Annotated in this window: 11 protein-coding genes; 9 read left to right on the forward strand and 2 right to left on the reverse strand. The window is 63.3% G+C overall.

Annotated features, from left to right (window positions below):
• Positions 1-10 precede the first annotated feature (10 nt).
• The 6 genes from CCANI_RS03300 to CCANI_RS03325 all read left to right on the forward strand — a co-directional run bounded on the left by CCANI_RS03300 (position 11) and on the right by CCANI_RS03325 (position 12,552).
• On the forward strand, positions 11-862 hold the full coding sequence (locus CCANI_RS03300) for a TIGR02569 family protein (RefSeq protein ID WP_146323827.1): 852 nt from the start codon (positions 11-13) through the stop codon (positions 860-862).
• A gap of 1,392 nt (positions 863-2,254) precedes the next feature.
• The gene (locus tag CCANI_RS03305; RefSeq protein WP_146323826.1) at positions 2,255-5,368 is read left to right on the forward strand and encodes an ATP-dependent DNA helicase; all 3,114 of its coding nucleotides are present in this window, start codon (positions 2,255-2,257) and stop codon (positions 5,366-5,368) included.
• Positions 5,361-8,651 (forward strand): ATP-dependent helicase, encoded by a 3,291-nt coding sequence (locus CCANI_RS03310; RefSeq protein WP_146323825.1) that lies wholly within the window; start codon positions 5,361-5,363, stop codon positions 8,649-8,651. Before CCANI_RS03305 ends, CCANI_RS03310 begins: the two co-directional genes overlap by 8 nt.
• Positions 8,652-8,700: 49 nt before the next feature.
• Positions 8,701-9,777, forward strand: a complete 1,077-nt coding sequence (locus CCANI_RS03315) for a potassium channel family protein (RefSeq protein WP_146323824.1) — start codon at positions 8,701-8,703, stop codon at positions 9,775-9,777.
• Positions 9,774-10,508: an NAD(+) diphosphatase gene (locus CCANI_RS03320; RefSeq protein WP_146323823.1), complete on the forward strand. Its 735-nt coding sequence runs from the start codon at positions 9,774-9,776 to the stop codon at positions 10,506-10,508. Before CCANI_RS03315 ends, CCANI_RS03320 begins: the two co-directional genes overlap by 4 nt.
• Complete coding sequence (locus tag CCANI_RS03325) at positions 10,492-12,552, forward strand: ATP-dependent DNA helicase UvrD2 (RefSeq protein ID WP_146323822.1); 2,061 nt, start codon at positions 10,492-10,494, stop codon at positions 12,550-12,552. The genes CCANI_RS03320 and CCANI_RS03325 overlap by 17 nt, the downstream gene beginning before the upstream one ends.
• A 299-nt stretch (positions 12,553-12,851) precedes the next feature.
• Here the strand turns inward: CCANI_RS03325 and CCANI_RS03330 are convergent, their stop codons facing one another.
• Positions 12,852-13,709: a hypothetical protein gene (locus tag CCANI_RS03330; protein WP_146323821.1), complete on the reverse strand. Its 858-nt coding sequence runs from the start codon at positions 13,707-13,709 to the stop codon at positions 12,852-12,854.
• A gap of 28 nt (positions 13,710-13,737) precedes the next feature.
• Here CCANI_RS03330 and CCANI_RS03335 point away from each other — a divergent pair, with 28 nt between their 5' ends.
• Together CCANI_RS03335 and CCANI_RS03340 are read left to right on the forward strand one after the other, a co-directional pair.
• Positions 13,738-14,232, forward strand: coding sequence for a M48 metallopeptidase family protein (locus tag CCANI_RS03335; protein ID WP_146323820.1), 495 nt, complete (start codon positions 13,738-13,740; stop codon positions 14,230-14,232).
• Between the two features lie 21 nt (positions 14,233-14,253).
• Entirely contained in the window at positions 14,254-14,709 is a 456-nt protein-coding gene (locus tag CCANI_RS03340; protein WP_146323819.1) for a hypothetical protein, read from the forward strand.
• 1,093 nt (positions 14,710-15,802) lie between these two features.
• Here CCANI_RS03340 and CCANI_RS03345 read toward each other — a convergent pair.
• The gene (locus CCANI_RS03345) at positions 15,803-16,792 is read right to left on the reverse strand and encodes a putative endonuclease domain-containing protein (protein WP_146323818.1); all 990 of its coding nucleotides are present in this window, start codon (positions 16,790-16,792) and stop codon (positions 15,803-15,805) included.
• A 1,184-nt stretch (positions 16,793-17,976) separates the two neighbouring features.
• On the opposite strand from CCANI_RS03345, the gene CCANI_RS03350 reads away from it, so the two are divergent.
• On the forward strand, positions 17,977-18,420 hold the full coding sequence (locus CCANI_RS03350; protein ID WP_146323817.1) for a hypothetical protein: 444 nt from the start codon (positions 17,977-17,979) through the stop codon (positions 18,418-18,420).
• Positions 18,421-18,433: the final 13 nt, after the last annotated feature.

Below are 18,433 nucleotides of genomic sequence, written 5' to 3' on the forward strand. Positions count from 1 at the left end.
AATGTCCGCCATGGACCTGATTCCTGACCGTGTTCGAAGCGCCTTCCATGTAGGCACCGGCCCTGCCGAAGTGTTGGGGCAAGCCTGGGATTATGGTGTCCGCATCAATCACACCGTGTTGTCGCAGGTGATTGACCCGGTGCAGGCTTCGTGGTCCGCGAAGGTTCGGGAAACGCTACAGCCTTTGGGTGTGCGCATGGTCCGCCCCGTTCGCGCCACCGATGGTCGCCTCGTGGTGAGCGGCTGGCGCGCCTCCGCATTTGTGGAGGGCGAGGTGGCCCGGCGTGTAGACGAAACCGTGTGTGCCGCGCTCCGGCTTGCCGACGCCCTGGCCGACCTGCCCGTACCCGACAGCGCCGTTTCCTCCGTCCGCGCGCCTTGGTCCCATCACGATTTATTCGCCGTGGCGGACCGCGCGGCCTGGTCGGCGAACCCGGCCGGCGTGTTGGAATCCGGCCTCGATGTCACGGCCACCCCCAAGGAAGAACAGCTCGCGGCCCTGCATCTCGCTGCCAAGATCACCCCGCATCTTAAGGAGCTTCGTTCCCGCCGCCAGGTCGGCCACGCCGATATGCTGGCCACCACCTTGTACCAAGGCACAAACATGCCGGTGGTTACGGACATTCTGCCGGTCGCCCGCCCCCACGGCTATACCGCCGTCCAGGTCATGGTCGACGGCATGATCGCCGGCGCCGTCGACTATAAGATCATCCGCCGGTTCGCCCATATCCCCGAGATCGGCCAACTCGTCCTGCGCGCAACCCTTTATCGACTTTTCGTGCACACCCTCCACCCCAGCGCCCAAGAATCCACCCGCGCCAACATGGAGAAGCTCGTCGCCTACCTCGTCCGAGGCCTCTAAGTGCCCCCTGCGTAGCCGCCCCGCTTCGCGGGCCACGCCACGCCGAGATCGCTTGCACACAACCACCCCGCATACCGATCGGTTGAACAAATCCACCCCGCAAACCTACCGGTTGCGCGCTACCTACCGGCGGCGGGGTGATTTCGAGGGGTTGAAGCGTCTCCCGAGCTCCGCGCCAAGGCAGATCCGACACGCCAGCCGCCGCGCGGTGGTGTTTCCGCAGGACGCCGAACTTGCCCTGTCAGATCTGCCTGAGGCAGATGTGGCGGGGCCAATGGTTCGGGATAGTTCGACATTCGTCGTCTGGGAAGCTTCGCCGGCCCTTGCTTGCCGATAGGTTGTGTGCAGCCGTTGACCTGCGATGGTCCGGAATTTCTTCATTGGGGTGGTCAACGAAGAATGGAAAGACGAGCTGCGGGGTTTTTGGGCCAGATTCGTCCTGGATTTCTTCGTTGGACCCCCGAATGAAGAATAGAAAGACGAGTCCCAGGTCGGCGGTTGCGCACGACTCATCGTCCCTCAGATGTAGCGCTGCGCTAGGCCTGGCTAAGCCCCGAGCGGTTGTGCACAACCCATCGGCGGTGTGATGTGGAGGGGTTGAGGCGTCTCCCGAGCTCCGCGCCAAGGCAGATCCGACACGCCAGCCGCCGCGCGGTGGCATTTCCGCAGGACGCCGAATTCGAGCTGTCAGATCTGCCTGAGGCAGATGTCGCAGAGCCGATGGCTGGCAAAGGTTCAATCTTGTCTGTGCTTCACGGCCTTGCCGGCAACTTGCCCTGATAGGTTGTGTGCAGCCGTTGACCTGCGATCGTCCGGAATTTCTTCTTTGGAGCGCTCAACGAAGAATGGAAAGACGAGCTGCGGGGTTTTTGGGCCAGATTCGTCCTGGATTTCTTCGTTGGACCCCCGAATGAAGAATAGAAAGACCAGCCCCAGGTCGGCGGTTGTACACAACCCATTGACCTGGGTGGTTGTGCACAGCCCATCGGCCTCGGCGGCGGCAGTGACTTTTCGGCCACCGGCGTGCGACCACAACCTACCGGCGGCGGGGTGATTTCGAGGGGTTGAAGCGTCTGTAGAGTTCCCCGCCCAGGCAGATCCGCCACGCCAGCCGCCGCGCCCAGGCAGATCCGCCACGCCAGCAGCCGCGTGGTGGCATTTCCGCAGGAACGCGAAGCGGCTGTGTTACATCTGCCTCAGGCAGATTCGACAGGCTCAATGGTTCGAAAAAGTTCAAACTATACGTGGGCGATTCGAGGTACGGACACCCCGACTTTCACGCAAACCGTCGGCGACCTCGCAGGTCACACCCCCACACCCGCCCAAACAAATGTGCGAATGCGGAGGGACCGGTGGGGGATCTTGTTTGCAGCGTCTGACACACTGGAGGGCATGAGTGAATTCGAGCCCGCTCGGAGATTCCAGCAGCCCCCTCACCCGGACGTCCGCCTTGTCCCCAGCAAAGCCACGCAACCGCGCACACCCAGCGCCGATGCTGTGAAGATTGTGGAAACCGGTGGCACGTGGCGCGTGACTGGGCCCGCGGGTTCGGGGGTGAGCCGCTTGGTGGTCGATGTGGTGTTGGAGTCGCTGCGCCGCGGCGTGCCGCCTTCCGGCATTCTGGTTGTCGCTCATTCGAAGGAGTCCGGCGCGAAGTTGCGCCAGGAGATCGCGGACCAGATCGCCCACCTTGGTTTCGTTTCGGACGGCCCCCTCGTCCGTTCCGCCCATTCGCTCGCGTTTGCTATCGTCCGCCTGGGTGAGGAGAACGCCCGGTTGCTTACCGGCGCGGAGCAGGATGCCATGATCCGGGAATTGCTGGCCGGCCATGTGGAGCACGGCGCGGCGATCTGGCCCGCGGAGCAGCGTGAGGCGTTGGGGTTTTTGGGTTTCGCGCGCGGCCTGCGGGATTTCCTGCTGCGCGCTCAGGAACGCGGCCTCGGCCCGGAGGATTTGGAGCACCTGGGCCGGCAGCATGGTCGCCCGTTGTGGACTGCGGCAGGCGAATTTATGCGCGAATACGAGCGCACGATGGAGCTTTCGGGCTACCGTGGCTATAACGCGTCCGAGTTGGTTACTGCCGCGTTGTATGTGTTGCAGCTCCATCCGGAGGTGTTGGAACGCACGCAGCGCCGCATCCACACCATGATTATCGACGACGCGCAGCACATGGACCCACGCACCGCCGAGCTGTTCCGTACTTTGATGCCCGCAGCGAAATTGGTGTTGCTCGCCGGCGATCCCGAGCAATCGGTGTTTCGGTTTCGCGGTGCCCGCCCGAGTTTTTTGATGCGCACCCCGGTGCAGCACGAACTCACGCTCACACATGCGTTTTATTCGCCTAAGGTTTCCGCGGTGATCGCCGATACCCCGGGAACCCAGATCGCCCTGGTCGCGGATACTTTGCGGCGCGCCCACCTGCTGCAGGGCGTGCCGTGGCAAGACATGGCGGTGATCGTGCGTTCGGCCGGCCAATTGGGCTCGGTGCGGCGCGGGTTATTGGCCGCCGGCGTGCCCGTGCACCTTGATCCCACCGACGTGGTGCTTGCGGAGCAGCGCATTGTCGCCTCCCTGATCTTGGGCGTGCGTTCCCTGCAACGCGATCTCACCCACGATGAATTGGAGGAGCTTGCCCTCGGTCCGGTGGGTGGCGCGGACCCGGTGACTCTGCGTCGCCTGTTGCGCGGGTTGCGCCAGGGGGAGCTCGGCCGTGGCGGTCAGCGCCGCGCGCTCGATGTGTTGGCGGATTTGGTGTTGCCCCGCCGCGACGCCCAGGACCCCGAGGTGATTGAAGGTTTGACCGAACGCGAGGTTGCGGTGTTGGATCGCATCCGCACCGTGTTGGCCGCGGGTTCCCAGGCTGCCGTCGCGGGTTCCGTGGAGCAGGTGTTGTGGGCGTTGTGGGAGGCGACGGGCCTTGCCGAGCGCCTGATGGCTGCCAGTCTGCGCGGCGGGGCGTCGGGCTCCCAGGCCGATCGCGACCTCGACGCCGTGATGACGCTTTTCGACGCCGCGGGGGACTTCGTCGAGCGTCGCCCCGGCGCCAGCATTGAAAGCTTTATTCGACATATCGAAGAGCAGCAATTGCCCACCGGTGCTCGGGATCGTCGGGGCATTACCCCGGAGGCGGTGCCATTGCTTACGGCGCACGCCACCGGGGGCAGGCATTGGCACACGGTGTGTATCGCCGGGGTGCAGGAGGGCGGTTGGCCGTCGTTGGGGGAGACCGGCACCCTGTTCGGCCAGGAGGAGCTTGTCGATCTTATCGACGACGGCATCGACCCCAACCAGCCCATCAGCCGCGCCGTGGAGCGCCTGGAAGAGGAGCGGCGATTGTTCCGCATGGCTTGTTCCCGCGCCAACCACCGGCTCTTGGTCACGGCGGTGGAAAGCCCCGATTCCAATGAGGTGATGGAGCCTTCCCGGTTTATGTGGGAACTCGACGTGTCGGTCGAACGGGTTGGCGGGGATGCAGAACAGGTGGAGGGTAAAGATCCGGAGCAATTGCGGGTCCTGTCCGTGCCATCGCTCATCGCCGAGCTGCGGCGGGTGGTATCGGACGGGGCGGAGCGGGAGTCGCGGCGTCGACAAGCGGCCCGGCAATTAGCACGTTTGGCCGAGGCTGGGGTGTACGGTGCGCACCCCGATGAATGGTGGGGATTGCGGCCCGTCACGGGTGGCGCTTTGCAGGACCCCGGGCAGTCGCTCACGCTTTCGCCATCGCGCATTGAGGCTATTGCGCAATGCCCGCTCAAGGCGACCCTCGGCAATCTGGAAACCGAGGAGGATACGCCCATTCACCTGCTCCGCGGCACCCTCGTACATGCGTTCGCGGAGGCGGTGGCGCGGGGGGTGGACGCGAAGCAGGCGCAGGGCATCGTCACGCAGGCGTACCAGCAATTGCTCAACGAACCGGAGTGGAAAATGCCCTCCGCGCTGGCGGATTGGGAGCACCTTATCTCGCGCACAAACCTCTGGCTTTCCACGAGCCGTTCGGCATATACGCAGGTAGGAGTGGAAATGCCGCTGCGGGTGACCATCGGCGAAACCCCCGACGGGCAAGGCGTGGCCATCAAGGGGCGCATGGACCGCCTCGAGCGTGAAGGCTCCGGCGCGCTGGTGGTGGTGGACCTGAAAACCGGCAAAACCATGCCCCCGGACAAAAGTATGAGCGAACATGCGCAGCTCGCCGCGTATCAATTGGCGCTGTCCCGGGGCGTGGTGGAAGACGGCAGGGTCCGCACCGCCCGCGCCGACGAAACCCCGGCACCCGTCGGCGGTGGCGTACTGGTGTTCCCCGCGCCGGAGCAGCAAAAAGTGCCGGTGCGCATGCAGGCAGCGCTGCCCCCGGAACAGCTCGATGAGCTGGCCGCCTGGCTGCCCGAACTGGCGTTGGAAATCCGTGGGCCGGAGCTGGCCGTGCGCGTGACTGACGCCTGCGCCAAATGCAACCTGCGCGCCCTGTGCCCGCTGCAACCCGAAGGACGGATGACCACCCATGTGTAGCCGCATCTCGCCGATCGCGCTTTCCCAAGCCCTTGGGCAAGAATTCCCGCCCACCGAACAACAAGCGGCGGTGATCGGCGCCGACCCTGGACCCATGCTGGTGGTCGCGGGCGCGGGCGCGGGCAAAACCGAAACCATGGCGGCGCGCGTGGTGTGGCTGGTGGCCAACGGCCTGGCCACCCCGGAGCAGGTGCTGGGCCTGACGTTTACCCGCAAGGCGGCCCAACAGCTTTCGCAACGCATCCGGCGCAGGCTTGGCGTGCTGGCCGGCATCGACGGGTTGCGCGATATCGACCCCACCGGAAAGCTTGGCGACGCCCTGCAAGCCATCACCCCGACCGTGTCCACCTACGATTCCTTCGCGGGCCGCGTGGTGGGGGAGTTCGGCCTGTTGCTGCCGGTGGAACCCTCGGCCCGGGTGATCAGCCAGACGGAATTGTTCCAGATCGCCTGGGACCTGGTGCGCGATTACGGCGGCAACCTCACCACTTCGTCGAGCCCGGCATCGGTGACGGATACGCTGCTGAACCTCACCGGCAGCATAGATAACCACATGGTCAGCCTCGACGATATCGTGGCGGAAACGGAACCGCTGTTGCGCCTGTTTCAGGAGCTGCCCAAGGCGCCGCGGCAGCGGGACGCGCTGAACAAGGACAGTCAACGCATTTGCGATCAGCAGCAGCTGCGCATGGAGTACCTGCCGCTGGTCAAGGCCCTAAAAACCACGCTGGCGGAGCGCAATGTGGTCACCTTTGGCGAGCAAATGTCGCTGGCCGCCCGGCTGGCGGAGACCCGCCCCCAGGTGGGCTATGCGCTGCGCCGCCGCTTCCGCGTGGTCATGCTGGATGAATACCAGGACACCAGCCACGCCCAGCGCGTGCTATTGCGCAGCCTGTTCGGCGGCGGCATGGACCCGGGGTTGACGGTCACCGCCGTGGGCGACCCCATGCAATCCATTTACGGTTGGCGCGGGGCCACCGCCGCCAATCTGCAGCATTTTATGAGCGATTTCCCCGTGGTGGACCGCCAGGGCGACACCAGCTTGGCGCCGAAAAAGCAGCTGACCACCAGTTGGCGCAATCCGGCGGAGGTGTTGCACCTGGCCAATGGGGTGTCCGCGGAGGTGCTGGGCCCGGCGAACGCGCCGAATCGTACGGTGCAGCCGCTGACCCCGCGTCCGGGCGCTACCCCCGGCGAGGTGCACCTGGGGTGGTTCGATACCGCCGCTTCGGAGCAGGCGTGGGTGGCGGACCGGCTGGCGGAGGAATACCACGCGCGCAAGGATGCCGGGAAGACGTTTACGGGCGCGGTATTGGTGCGCAAGAACCGGCATAGCGCGGCGATGGCGGCGCAATTGCAGGCCCGCGGCATTCCCGTGGAGGTGGTGAGCCTGTCCGGCCTGTTGGAGGTGCCGGAGGTGGCGGATGTGATCGCCTTCGCCGCGATGTTGGTGAACCCACTCGATACGGCGTCCGCTTTGCGCATTCTTGCCGGTCCGCACGTAGGTTTGGGCGCCAGCGACCTGTTGGCTTTGGGCAATCGCGTGACCAATTTGGCGGGCCGCGCGGTGGCGGATTTGCCTCCGGTGGCCACCGACCCGCTCGAACGTTTGCACCAGATTGTGGAGCAGACCATGCGCGCCGAACCCGAAGCGCAGGTCGGGCTTGCCGACGCCGTGGCCGACCTCGGTGAGCCCGAACGCTACACGCCCGCGGGCTTTGAGCGCCTGTCCGAATTGGCCGCGGAGCTGCGTCATGTGCGCACCCGCAGCCTGGGGCAGCCGCTGCCGGATTTGTTCGCCGAAATAGAACGTGTGTTGGGCGTGCGCACGGAGGTGTTGGCGCGCCAGGATCCGCGTGCCGACGGCGCGCCGGGCACCGTCCACCTCGACCGCCTCGCCGAGGAGGTCAACGCCTATGCCATGGTGCCCGGGGCCTCGTTAAAGGGGATGCTTGCGTATTTCCAGCTGGCCAAGGCCAAGGACAAGGGGTTTGCGCGCGGCGAGGTGCAGGTGCGGGCGGATCGCGTGCAGATCCTTACCGCCCACGCAGCCAAGGGTTTGGAATGGGACGTGGTGAGCGTGCTGCACGCCGCCAATACCACCTATGAGGACGACAGCACGCCGCGCGTCAAGGTGAACACCTGGGTGACCAAGGTGGAGGAGATCCCGTCCTCGCTGCGCGGTGACGCGGACCACGATGGCACCGGCGGCGGCGCCCCCGTGCTGGATGTCACCGATGCGGAAAACCGCAAGCAATTGGAGGATGCGCTCAAGGCGCACCGCGAGGATTTCAAGGCGGGCGTGTTTGAGGAAACCACCCGGCTGTTCTATGTCGCCCTCACCAGGTCCGAACGTGTGCTCTATGTGACGGGATCCCAGCTGAGCGACACCGGCACGGCGGGCGCTCCCTACCACGGACTCGCGCTGCTCGCGGACCTAGCGCCCGAATGCGTGTCCGAATGGTTCGAGGGTGCGGACGCCGAAGACGAGGCCGCCGCAACGCCGCCGAGCGCCATCTTCCCCGCGCCGGCCTTTACCACCAATGCGGAAGGCATCGCCGCCGGCGCCGCTCTCGTGCGCCAAGCCCTGGACGCCCTGCCGCCGCCCAATACCGAAGGCGACTTAGAGACCCTGTGGGAACAGGAAGTCACCGCCATCCTGGAGGAGCAACGCCGCCTGAGCAACCCCACAGTGGAGGTGGAAATCGGACGGGAATTGACCGCCAGCGACATGGTTGCCCTGCGCAATAGCCCCACCCAATTCGCCCGCCGCCTGCGCCGGCCCGTGCCCTTTAAACCGAACTCTTTTGCCAAACGCGGAACGGCCCTGCACCAATGGATCGAAGACCGCTACGGCCGCAGCAGCCTCCTCGATGAAGACCAACTCTTCCAAGACTCCGAACCCGATGTGCACGGCGCGGAGTTGGAGCGGCTGAAGGAACGCTTTTTGGCCAGTGAATGGGCGTCGAAAAGCCCAGCGTACGTGGAGCATCCCTTCGAGGTAGCCATCGCCGGACACCTGGTGCGCGGACGCATGGATGCGGTATTCCGCGACGGCGAACAAGGCTGGCTGGTCGTGGACTGGAAAACCGGCAGCCCGCCCAAAGGCGCGGACATGCGCGCGGCCATGATCCAGCTGGCGGTGTATAGGCACGCATGGGCGAAACTTCAGGGCGTGGACCCCGCCCGCGTGCGCGCCGCGTTCCACTATGTTGGCTGGAATCACACGTTTGAGCCGGATCACCTGCCACAATTAAAGGAACTGGAAGCGATGCTGAGCTAACCATTATGGTTGAGTGCGTTTCCTCTAGGAGCACGAAGGAGTAGGCGGCATGCGCAAAACCTTCCGTCAGCGGTTCCGGGTAGAGCCCGAGCTCGATGATCTCCCCGATCACGCGCTGCTCAATATCATCCGCATCCCGGAGCAGGGCACGTACAGTCCGTGGGCGCTGATCACCCGCCGCGTGGCGTACGCGCTGCTGCTGATGGCGGCGGTGTCCGTCCTGGTGTACGTGGATAAGGACGGCTACAGCGAAGACCTCACGTTTATCGACGCCGTCTATTACACAGCCGTCTCCCTCTCAACCACCGGCTATGGCGATATCACCCCAGTGACCCAGCACGCCCGGCTGATCAATATTACGATTATTACCCCGGTCCGGATCGCGTTCCTTATCCTATTGGTCGGTACCACCTTATCGGTGCTTACAGAGGAGACGCGGCGGGCGCTGCAAATCCAACGCTGGAGGAAGAGGATGCGCAATCACACAGTGGTGGTCGGCTACGGCACCAAGGGACGCTCCGCCGTGGCGGCGTTGCTGGCGGACGGCACCCCGCCGAACCAGATTGTGGTGGTGGACACCAACCAGCACGCCTTGGATATGGCCTCCAGCCAGGGGTTGGTCACGGTGCAGGGTTCCGCAACCAAGGCGGATGTGTTGAAGCTCGCCGGCGTGACGCGGGCGCGCGCGGTGGTGGTGGCGCCGAACAAGGACGATACGGCGGTGCTGGTCACCCTTTCCGTGCGCGAGATCGCCCCGAGCGCGACGATCGTGGCCAGCGTGCGCGAATCCGAAAACCTGCACCTGTTGAAGCAGTCCGGGGCGGATTCCGTGGTGATTTCCTCCGAAACCGCGGGCCGCATGTTGGGCTTGGCCACGGTGACGCCGTCCGTGGTGGAGATGATGGAGGACCTGCTCTCCCCGGACGAGGGCTTTTCCATTGCGGAGCGCGTGGTGCGCGAGGACGAGGTGGGCGCCAACCCCCGCCACCTAGCCGATATTGTGCTGGGCGTGGTGCGTTCCGGCGAGTTGTACCGCATCGATTCCCCGGAGGCGGAGATCGTCGAGCCGGGCGATCGCCTGCTGTATGTCCGCCGCGTGTTCAACGATGAAGTGCGTGAGCTGTGACCGGCTATATCCTCGTCGACGCCGCCGACCGCATTTGCCTAAACCCCGCGGGTGGCCCCCTGTGGCCCGCCGTCAGTGGCGCGCTGTTCCAAGTGCGTATCGACGCCGCGCACTGGGCAGCGCGTCTTCCTACCGAGCACCCGGACAGTGTGGAACCGCGCGCGCTATTCGATACGGAGTTCGGCTTTTTGGTGAGCCAGGCGGTGGCGTTGGTGCGGCACCGCGAAGCGTTCGCGTTCGACCCGCTGACGGGCGAGGAAATGACCTGGTCCGCCGATAATACCCGCGCGTTTGGTTCCGGCGGGCGGGAGTTCTTCCCGCGTATCGACCCCGCCGTGATCGGCCTTATCGAACACGCGGAGGAGCCGCGGCTGCTGGTGGGGCGCAATGTGCGGCGCGATTATTTCTCCCTGATCGCCGGCTATATCGCCCCCGGCGAAACCATGGAACAAGCTTTTGAACGCGAGGTATGGGAGGAGACCGGCCGCCGGGTATCCGATATCTCCTATGTGGCCAGCCAGCCGTGGCCTACCTCCAGCTCCCTGATGTTTGGCGTGCAGGCGAAAACCGCCGACGATGCGGCCGTGGGGACGTGCGATGGCGAGCTTGCCGAGATCCGATGGATTACCCTCGACGACATCCAAGGTAAAACCCTGCCGTTGGCGCCGCTCGGTTCGCTGGCGCACCGCATGATTCAGAAGTGGGCTCAGAAGCATGATCAACCTGAATGACCTCGACGATGACCAGCGCATTGCCGCCACCGCGCGGCGCGGACCGGTGTGTATCCTCGCGGGCGCAGGCACCGGCAAAACCCGCACGATTACGTACCGGATCGCCCACCTGATCGGTTCGGGTTTTGTCAGCCCCACCCGCGTGCTGGCCGTCACCTTTACCGCCCGCGCCGCCGGTGAGATGCGCCACCGCCTGAACCTTATGGGCATCGGAGGGGTGCAGGCCCGCACCTTCCACGCGGCGGCCCGCCGCCAACTCAGCTACTTTTGGCCGCAGGTGGCCGGGGACCTGCCCTGGCAGCTCATAGATAATAAATTCCCCTTGGTTGGCCGCGCGGTACGCACCATGGGCGTCGAATCCACCACTGATACCGTGCGCGATGTGCTCAGCGAGATCGAATGGGCCAAGGCCTCCCTGATCAGCCCCGATAGCTATGTCGAGCGGATCGCCGGCACCAAGCGCACCCCGCCGCTGCCCGCCGAGACTGTGGCCCGGATCTACCAACTCTACGAAAAATCTAAACTGAGCCCGGAGGGGGTGCTTCTGGATTTCGACGATCTGTTGATCCATACCGCCGGCGCCCTGGAAAACTCCCCGGCAGTGGCGGAGGAATTCCGCGCCCAATACCGCAGCTTCGTGGTGGACGAATACCAAGACGTCACCCCGCTCCAGCAGCGCGTGCTGGACGCCTGGTTGGGGGATCGCGACGACCTCACCGTGGTGGGCGACGCGAACCAAACCATCTACTCCTTTACCGGCGCCACCCCGTCCTACCTGCTGGACTTTTCCCGGACCTACCCGGACGCGGTGGTCACGCGCCTGCAGCGCGACTATCGTTCCACCCCGCAGGTCACGCGGCTGGCCAACACCATCATCAGCAAGGCTGCCGGCCGCGTCGCCGGCACCCGCCTCGAACTGATGGGCATGCGCCCCGCCGGCCCCGAACCCGAATTCCACAGCTACGACGACGAGCCCACCGAGGCCCGCGAAGTCGCCGCCAAAATCCAGAAATTGATCAATCAAGGCGTTCCGGCCTCCGAGATCGCCGTGCTGTACCGTATCAACGCGCAATCCGCAGTATTCGAACAAGCGTTGGCCGACGCGGGCGTCGTTTATCAAGTGCGCGGCGGGGAAGGCTTTTTCCAACGCCCCGAAATCCGGCAAGCCATCACGCAACTCGTGCGCGCCGCCAATAGCACCACCTTCCCGCCGGAAGCCGTCGGCGATCAATTGCATCGCGTGGCCCGCGCCGTGCTGGCCCCCATGGGGCTCACCCCCACCGAGCCCACCGGCACCCAAGCCCGCGAACGCTGGCAATCCCTCAACGCGCTGGTAGATCTTATCGACGAGCTGGGCCAAGCCACCCCCGACCTGGATATCCACGGCGCCCTGAAACAGCTCAAGGAACGCGCCGAGGCCAAGCATCCGCCCACGATGGAAGGCGTCACCCTAGCCTCCCTCCACGCCGCCAAGGGGTTGGAATGGGACGCCGTGTTTCTGGTGGGCCTCGTCGACGGCACGCTGCCCATCACCCACGCCATCAAGGCGGGCGATGAAAACATCGAAGAGGAACGCCGGCTCTTCTACGTCGGCGTCACCCGCGCGCGCGAACACCTGTGCTGTTCCTGGGCGGCGGCCAGGCAGGAAGGCGGCCGCAAATCCCGCACGAGGTCCCGCTTCCTCGACGGCATCGCCCCCGAAGAGCAGCCCATCTCCGCGCCCCGGAAACAACGCCAAAAGAAGTGCCGAGTCTGCGGCATGCCGCTCGAATCCACAACCGAAAAAGTGCTCGGACGCTGCGAGGATTGCCCATCCGAAGCAGACGCCGCCACCTTCGATGCCCTGCGCGCCTGGCGCAGCGAGGTGGCACGCGAGCTCAAAGTCCCCGCCTATATCGTCTTTTCCGACGCCACCCTCACCTCCGTGGCCGAACGGCTTCCGACCACAGAAGCCGAACTCCTAGACATCCCCGGCATTGGCCCCATCAAGGTGGAACGCTACGGCGCCGGCCTTCTCGAGGTTCTCGCCGGCATCGAATCCTGATGCGAGCGCGGCTTGGGCGTAGGGTCGCCTTGGGTCGATAGGTTGTGTGCAGCCGTTGACCTGCGATCGTCCGGAATTTCTTCTTTGGAGCGCTCAACGAAGAATGGAAAGACGAGCTGCGGCGTTTTTGGGCCAGATTCGTCCGGGATTTCTTCGTTGGACCCCCGAATGAAGAATAGAAAGACCAGCCCAGGTCGGCGGTTGTACACAACCCATCGGCGGTGGGATGTGGAGGGGTTGAAGCGGCTGCCGCCGGCCATGTCTCCCGCACGCCGACTCCCGAAAAACCCCGCAAAACCTCACCCCTCCCGCGCCCAGCACGCCGGGCACGTGGGGTGCGGTTCGATGTACCACCGCCGAATCTCATCCGCATACACATCGATTTCCTGCATTTCCCCAGGCAGAAGCCGTATTCTCCGAGTCCCCGGCGGTTCCGACCCGCACCCGAGGAAGGACAACACGCACGCCACTACTCGTGCCGTCGTCGCGGCCATCACGGGCGGGTCCGGGATCGGTGGGCCTTCCCAAGGATCCACGGTGTACCACATGGGGTCGATTTCTGTCCGCCGTAATTCGAGGCACAATGGGCAGGCCCCCGCGCCGTCGATACGCAATGGGCCGAGCTGCCCGCGCCCGTCGAGCAAGGCTACGGGAAACCATGTTGCGGCGTGTTCGCCTAATTCCGCGGCCTCGGAGGCGGGCCGGTTCACTGCCACCACCGGTATGTCTCGTTTGGCGCACACCCGCGCCAGAAATGCCGCGTCACGCTCCCCGGGGACTGGCTCGCGCACGGTAACGCCGCTGCGCCGAAGCATATCGCTGATGTTTGCGGTAAGCCTGTCCTCTCCCAACACGGCCACGGCTGGTTTCGGCGGGAGCGCGCGGAGGACCCGGTAGTTAAGCAGGTCTTCGATCAGGCTTTGCGCCCCCGCGTCGCTGAGCCCGGCTGCGACAAGCCCCGCGGCCACGGTCCGTCTTGGCACGGCGTGGCGAGCGGTAAGTATCGCAAGCGCTACGCCCTGTACGGCGGCGGGGGTTAGGGCGTCGAATACACCCGCGCGGCTGGCGTCGATGCCGAATTGTATCGCCGGCCCTGGGCGGATGCATATTTGCGCGGCTGCGGAAAGTTGGACGCTATAGTTTCCCTCCCCGTGCATATATCGAGTGTAAATACAATGGTTTGCTATGGCTACCCCCGAGGTTGAAATTATTCGTTCTGCGCGGCGTCGACGCAGCGTGCAGGCCCAGTTTGTGGACGGCCGCATCCAGGTCCGCGTGCCCGCTTATTTGTCCGCGGCTGAGGAGGAGGCTGTGGTCGCCCGCGTGGTGGCTAAGTTACAGCGCTCCACCCCGCGTATCGACGCCCACCTCGCCGACCTCGCACATAAGCTCAACGCCGAACTCCTTGGCGGGCGGGCCTCGTTTCGGAGCATCCGGTGGGTGACCAACCAGAACAAACGGTGGGCCTCCTGCAGCGTGGCTACCGGGGATATTCGCATCTCGCACAGGTTGCAGGATGTGCCCGAGTACGTTTTGTGCGCCGTGATTGTGCACGAATTGGTGCATACGTTCGTCCCCGATGGTCACACCGCCGAATTCTGGGAATGGGCGGATCGCGCCCCGCAGGCGGAGCGGGCGAAAGGGTTCCTTGAGGCATATCAGCGGTATGGTGGGGGATAGTTTAAACAGGGAGATTTGAATATGACCTTGAATGGACCTCAGAATTCGGACTTTTCGGGATTGCCGGCGGTGACCTACGCCGATGCGACGGCCATGGCGCAGACCGCGTTTGAAAACGGCTGGATCGATGTCGATGACCTCGACCGTCGCCTCGCCGGCATCGCTTCCGCCAGTTCGCCCTTGGCCGCCCGCGCCTTTATTGCCGACCTCGAAGAACCCCTGTCGCGGGCCCGTCAAGCCCAGCAGCGGCAAAGCCTGGAATCTCAGCGCAATAAGAAAAAGATCGTGGCCATGAGTATCCCGTTTTATGCCACCACCGCCGTCCTTGCCCTGTGCGTGGTCATTTGGTCATTGGTCGCGCTGAGCGCGGGGCTCCATTACTTCTGGCCCATGTGGCTCTTGATCCCCATGGTGCTCACCTACCCCATCCGTTACGCGGGGATCCGCTTGCACGGCGACGGCACCCAAAAGTTCTAGCCGCAGCCCCGCCCGCGTTGTGGCGTGCCGCCATATATCGTTGTGGTGCGCCGCCATATATAACGAGGCTTTCGGTAGCTGATTGCATTGTCGCCGGTGTTAAAGCCGTCGGCCGAGCGGTACGGTCAGCCGTTTGATTAACTCACCCGCTGCGAAAACGCCTCTTAATCACCCGCCCGCTGCATATCTGCTGCCAGCGGTGTCCGCCGTGTCAGATCTGCCTGCGGTGCCTGCCGTGTTAGATGTGCCTGAGGCAAATGTAACGCGGCCGCGTTTCCCCAGGAAAACTCGGCCCAAAAATCAGGCGGATCCGGCACAGCCAGGCAAATGTGACAGGGCCGGACAGCAGCCAGGCAGATTGTGCGTGGCTGGTGAGTGCGGGTTCGGTGGTTGACAATCGATGTGGTTCCAACGTGGGTGCAGCGGCCGTGACCTCTCGCACGAAAGAATGAGCTGCCCCTTGCGGCATGGTGTGGAGGATTTGCCTTCGGTGTCTGCCGTGTTAGATGTGCCTGAGGCAGATGTAACACGGCCGTTTCGCGTTCCTGCGGAAACACCACCACGCGCCGAGCGGCGTGTCGAATTTGCCTGGGCATGGAAATCGTTGGCCCTGAGCGCGGAAAATCCCGGCCACCAACTCGCCACATCACCTGGTGTGAGGATCTGCCTGCGTCGCTTGCCGTGGCAGATGTGCCTGAGGCAGATTCGTCACGGCCGCATTTCCCCAGGACAACTCGGCCCAAAAATCAGGCAGATCCGACGGAGCCAGGCAGATGTGACGAGGCCGGACCGTAGCCAGGCAGATTGTACGTGGCTGGGGAAAGCGGGCGCTTCAGCTACGAGGTGCTGCGGGCAGACGGAAATGGCGGTGCAGGCGCAGGGCACAAAATGAGCCGGGGTGCGCCGGGTTTCGGGGCTCACCGAACAGTGTTGAGCTTCACCGTGCTGGTTGTAAGGGGTGTGGTGGGCGCGCAGCAACAAGGCAGGTCGGCAAACAAGCCGCAGTACTGGGGTGGAGCGAGTATTCGGCTGTGAGAATTCAGCGCTAGGATTCAGCCGTGAGGTTTCGGCCGTTAAGGTTCGCCGTGAGGATTTAGCCGTTCGGATTCGCGTCAGGATTTGGTGTTTGTGTGTTGGTTTCGGCGCGGTGGATGGCGCGGCGTAGGGTGGTGATCAGTTCGTGGGGTTGTTGCAGCAGCCCGTGGGTGATACGTAGTGGTTCCCAGCCGAGTTCGCGTAGCCGGATCAACACTTTCGCGTCGTAGTCGCGTTGGCTGCGTTGGAGGTGGTGGGCACCGTCGTAGAACAAACCAACGCGGATATCGGGCCAGCCGGAATCAAGCACGGTCAGCAGGGGTGTGCCGTCGTCTGCCAGCGCACCGGAGTTATAGATCGGGATTTGTACCTCCAGGTGTTGGCGAAGCTGCTCGGCAATCAACCGCAACACAGTCTCCGGGGGCGACTGGGCACCCGTGCGGGATAGCTTCAGTAGTTTTTTCAGCTGGCGGGCGCTGAAAATATTGCGGGCGATGTCACGCACCAGCTGGAAGTTTAGTGTGGTGCATGCGCGCAGTGCGTCGATGAGTTGGATGGCGCGGACTTCCCAGTTAGCAAGGTTGGGTACTTGGTAGACCCACCAGGAGTGGCGGTCGCGCTGCAGATCAATCAGGCAATCCACCAGGGCGTATTCGGGGGCAACGACCTGCATGCCGGGCAGTTCCTGATCCGGTGTCCACACCCTGGTGCCCGGCCGCAGCCTGCGGCGGGTGGCGTCGAACACGCTGTGGCTGCGTTGGAAATTACTGGCCACATGCACGGTGATGTGGGCGTCATCCACCCAGTACTTCAAACCGGCGTAGGCTGCGGCGGCCCAGCCGCCGATAATGACATTCGGGGTTTGGGTGAAATGCGCCCGTGCCCGCAGCATGATCGGGGCGGCAAACCCTAGGCGCTGCGGGTGATACCGCGAACCCCACTCCACCTCCCGGCTCGCCCGACAGTACCCACGCGGCATGGCAAGCCGGCGGGTGATGTTGATGAAAGAGGTGTCGAGCAGTTTGGTGCGACGCTGAAACAAACCCATAGCACCAGTGATAACCCTAAAACAGCACAAAACCTAGGGGTTTCCCAAACACACCCCACCAACCTGTGGATAACTTGAAACAATCCACAGGCACACAGGGTTCCAGCAGCAACAAGGTAGCGCCCAGCGAAGCGAACGGGTACAATGCCGTCCGCTACTGCAGGGGAGACGGTGGAAAACAGCGTTGTAAGCAGGACTATTCGAGTGGTTCTAGTGGTGGTGTGGTAGCGCGCGGGCGGTTTATTCACAGTCCTAGTTTCAGTGGCCAAGAACACCCCAAAAAATTGCGCTGGGCCGAGTCGTTGGTGCGCGCCATCGGTAACGGCCGCTTGGAGAACACTGGAAATGACATCGATCGTGTACCGCCGGAGTCCGCACCAAGCGCCCCTGTAAGATCTGCCTCGCCGCGCAGGATCTGCCTTGCTTTTGGGCCGGATTTTCCTGGGGAAACGCGGCAGTGCAGCATCTGCCTCAGGCACATCTGCACATGGCTGACGGCAGATATGCAGCGGCAGTGACTGGGAAGCGTTTTCGCAGCGGGTTGGTTGATCAAATAGCTGACGGCGGCCTAGTTGACGCCGTTGAGTCCTGCGACAACGTAATCCGCTACCAAAAGTTTCATTATGTGTGGCTCCGCGCCACAACGCGGGGGATTCTAGTTCACCCAAACAAGCGCCGTGAATAAACTCTGCGATACGCGAATTCTGTGTAAGAAATAGCACGGGCCACGGCTTAACTTGTTAAGCAGCATACGACCGATTTGTTTCTGTGGGAGATTTGGCGATATTAGGGTCTGGGTAGGGAGCTCCAAGGGCTTTGAGGGGGCTAAATGGACCGCTTGCAATTTGAATTGCCTCTGGGGACCGTATTTGGCTGCGCGGCATTCGGGTTCCCGGATGGAGAAGCGTCTTTAAGGGGTGAGTTCCCCTCCATCACGGGGTGGCAGATTCGTTGTGTATTGCAAGTCTCGGGGTGGGACTTTGGTGGCGAGCTACTGGTCACTGGGGGTTTCGGCACCAGACTATATGCATATCAAAAGAATATAAACGAACTAGTAGTTTAATCCTATGGGCCGCCGCATGGTGGGTGCTGCGGGGCATGAATGAGTGCTACCACCAAGGTAGGTTTGGTGTTGCAACCGAATCACAACCGAATCAAACGGAACTAAAATGAACAACTGGAAAATGAAAGGCAGAAAGTTGAAGGCGCTTTCAATAATCAATTACGCATCCGCAGTTTTGACCTTGATCTTCGTGGCGATTACGTGGGTGCTTACCGTGCCGGAGGGTGAATTTGAAGGCGCAATTGACGTTTTCTTTACCTCTATTATCGCCCTTGTGTTTGCCATCATGTGTGCGATTATCGTGTGCGTGCAATGGTGGCGTGGGGTTCCGCCATCGTGGGGCATCCGAATCATGTCGGCAATCGTGCTTTTGTTCGGTTTAGGTTTTATGGTGATATTGGCCGTGGATCTCGCGAGCGGGCCTGGAGGCGGAGTCAATATCGGCTTAGGGCTCGTTGGGATCGCCATTCACCTGTTTGGCTTTATCAATGGCCTCTTGATTCTCGCCAGCGCAGCCACCACCCAATTGTCTGCCCGAAAAGGTTTGCGTAAGCAGGTGGCGTAACCGCGTTCGATTC

Origin of the sequence: Corynebacterium canis, from assembly GCF_030408595.1 — a bacterium.
GTDB classification, from domain to species: Bacteria; Actinomycetota; Actinomycetes; order Mycobacteriales; family Mycobacteriaceae; genus Corynebacterium; species Corynebacterium canis.

What these genes read in the sequence shown, in the direction of transcription:
- CCANI_RS03345 (WP_146323818.1), bottom strand. Translation starts at nt 16,792, where the DNA reads ATGGGTTTGTTTCAGCGTCGCACCAAACTGCTCGACACCTCTTTCATC.
- CCANI_RS03350 (WP_146323817.1), top strand. Translation starts at nt 17,977, where the DNA reads ATGAAAGGCAGAAAGTTGAAGGCGCTTTCAATAATCAATTACGCATCC.
- CCANI_RS03330 (WP_146323821.1), bottom strand. Translation starts at nt 13,709, where the DNA reads ATGCACGGGGAGGGAAACTATAGCGTCCAACTTTCCGCAGCCGCGCAA.
- CCANI_RS03305 (WP_146323826.1), top strand. Translation starts at nt 2,255, where the DNA reads ATGAGTGAATTCGAGCCCGCTCGGAGATTCCAGCAGCCCCCTCACCCG.
- CCANI_RS03300 (WP_146323827.1), top strand. Translation starts at nt 11, where the DNA reads ATGGACCTGATTCCTGACCGTGTTCGAAGCGCCTTCCATGTAGGCACC.
- CCANI_RS03335 (WP_146323820.1), top strand. Translation starts at nt 13,738, where the DNA reads ATGGCTACCCCCGAGGTTGAAATTATTCGTTCTGCGCGGCGTCGACGC.
- CCANI_RS03325 (WP_146323822.1), top strand. Translation starts at nt 10,492, where the DNA reads ATGATCAACCTGAATGACCTCGACGATGACCAGCGCATTGCCGCCACC.
- CCANI_RS03315 (WP_146323824.1), top strand. Translation starts at nt 8,701, where the DNA reads ATGCGCAAAACCTTCCGTCAGCGGTTCCGGGTAGAGCCCGAGCTCGAT.
- CCANI_RS03310 (WP_146323825.1), top strand. Translation starts at nt 5,361, where the DNA reads ATGTGTAGCCGCATCTCGCCGATCGCGCTTTCCCAAGCCCTTGGGCAA.
- CCANI_RS03340 (WP_146323819.1), top strand. Translation starts at nt 14,254, where the DNA reads ATGACCTTGAATGGACCTCAGAATTCGGACTTTTCGGGATTGCCGGCG.